The 1,676-nt window shown below is 75.9% G+C and carries 2 protein-coding genes; one reads left to right on the top strand and one right to left on the bottom strand.

Annotated features, from left to right (window positions below; genetic code table 11):
- Positions 1-49: 49 nt before the first annotated feature.
- Positions 50-931 carry a diacylglycerol/lipid kinase family protein gene (locus CCN35_RS26145; protein ID WP_086794565.1) on the top strand — a complete coding sequence of 294 codons (882 nt, stop codon included), beginning with the start codon at positions 50-52 and terminating at the stop codon, positions 929-931.
- 67 nt (positions 932-998) lie between these two features.
- On the opposite strand, the gene CCN35_RS26150 is transcribed toward CCN35_RS26145, so the two are convergent.
- Positions 999-1,367, bottom strand: coding sequence for a transglycosylase family protein (locus tag CCN35_RS26150; RefSeq protein WP_067388808.1), 369 nt, complete (start codon positions 1,365-1,367; stop codon positions 999-1,001).
- Positions 1,368-1,676: the final 309 nt, after the last annotated feature.

Raw genomic sequence — 1,676 nt, forward strand, 5'->3', positions numbered from 1 at the left:
CGCCGACCCCGCCCCACCACCGACCCGCGTCCCGTCCGGAGGCCCGCCGATGCGCCAGTTCACCGCCGTCGTCAACCCCACCGCGGGCGGATCCGCCGGGGCCGCGGCGCTGCTGCGGGTGGCCAGGGTGCTGCGGGAGGCCGGCGCCGACGTGGAGACCGAGTACAGCCGCAGCCTCGCCCACGCCCAGGACCTCGCCCGCGGCGCCGGACAGCGGGGCCGTGTCGTCCTCGCCGTGGGCGGCGACGGCATCGCGGGCAGCATCGGCGGGGCCCTCAGCGGCACCGGCGCCCTCTTCGGGCTCGTCCCGGCCGGCCGCGGCAACGACTTCGCCCGCGCCCTCGGACTGCCCTTGGACCCGGACGAGCTGGCCCGGATCCTGCTGCACGGCGCCCCGCGCCGGATCGACACCGTCGAGGTGGAGTCGGCCGCCCACCGGCGCACCGTCGTCCTCGGCAGTGTGTACGCGGGCGTCGACGCGCTCGCCAACCGGTACGCCAACCGCTCCAGGCTGCTGCGCGGCGCCGCCTCCTACTACGCCGGCGGGCTGCGGGCCGTCGCCACCTGGCGGCCGGCCGGCTACCGCGTCACCGTCGACGGGGAGGAGCACGTCCACCGCGGCTACACCGTGGTGGCCGCCAACTCGCCCTACTACGGCTCCGGACGCATGATCGCCCCCGGCGCCCGCGTCGACGACGGCCTGCTCGACGTGGTGATGATCCGTCATGCACCGCGCCGGCTCTTCTTCGCCCTGATGAACGAGCTGAGGACCGGTGCGCACACCGGCCGTCCCGAGGTGCGGGTCCTGCGGGGCAGACAGGTCCGCATCGAGGCCGACCGCCCCGTGCCCTACGGCGCCGACGGCGAGGTGGAGGCCGTCCTGCCCGTCACCGCCCGGGTCCTGCCCGGCGCGCTCGCCGTGCTCTGCTGACCGCCGACGGCCGCCGCCGGCCCGATCCGGGCGAGAGCCCCGGCACGGAGGACCGGCCGCGGGAGGATCAGACGCGGGAGGACCGGGCGCAGCCCCAGGCCGACATGCCCTGCAGGGCGGCCAGCCGCTTCGCCACGGCGATCTGCTGCTCCCGCGTGGCCATGTCCGCCCGGGGCGCGTACTTCAGCCCGCCGGCGGCGATCCAGCTGGACTGGCGGAACTGCAGCCCGCCGTAGTACCCGTTGCCGGTGTTCGCCTTCCAGTTGCCGCCCGACTCGCAGGCGGCGATGGCGTCCCAGTCGGGCGCGGGAGCCGCGGCCGCCGCCGGCCCGCCGGCCAGCGCCGCGGTGGTCGCCGCGGCCAGCAGGGCCCCGCGCAGCGCACGACGGCGCGAGGGACGGCCGGGGACCTCGTCGACATGCTGCTGACAGATCATGTACAGACTGTTACATCATATGAACAGAAAGTAAGAGCGCGACACGCCGAGAACCGCGACACGACGAAGTCCGCCCCGCACCGCGCAGTCCGCTCATGACCCGCTCGGGCGGACGTCCCGGCCGGACGGAGGAGAAGCCCGAGGCGGACGGACGAAAACCCGTCGAGGTTCCTTCCCGGAACCTTCCGCATCGGACAGCGTGGTCCGCCATGGACCCTCTGCTCGCCGCCGGCGCGTTCGACGGCCCGTCACCGCGCGCCCGCACCGCACCGCCGGACCACGGCCACCCCGCCGACGCCGCACCCGCCC

Source organism: Streptomyces thermovulgaris, assembly GCF_002155915.1.
In the GTDB taxonomy this organism is placed as follows: domain Bacteria; phylum Actinomycetota; class Actinomycetes; order Streptomycetales; family Streptomycetaceae; genus Streptomyces; species Streptomyces thermovulgaris.

Bases quoted from the DNA above. Each gene is read 5' to 3' on its own strand.
- CCN35_RS26145 (WP_086794565.1), top strand. From the start codon at position 50: ATGCGCCAGTTCACCGCCGTCGTCAACCCCACCGCGGGCGGATCCGCC.
- CCN35_RS26150 (WP_067388808.1), bottom strand. From the start codon at position 1,367: ATGATCTGTCAGCAGCATGTCGACGAGGTCCCCGGCCGTCCCTCGCGC.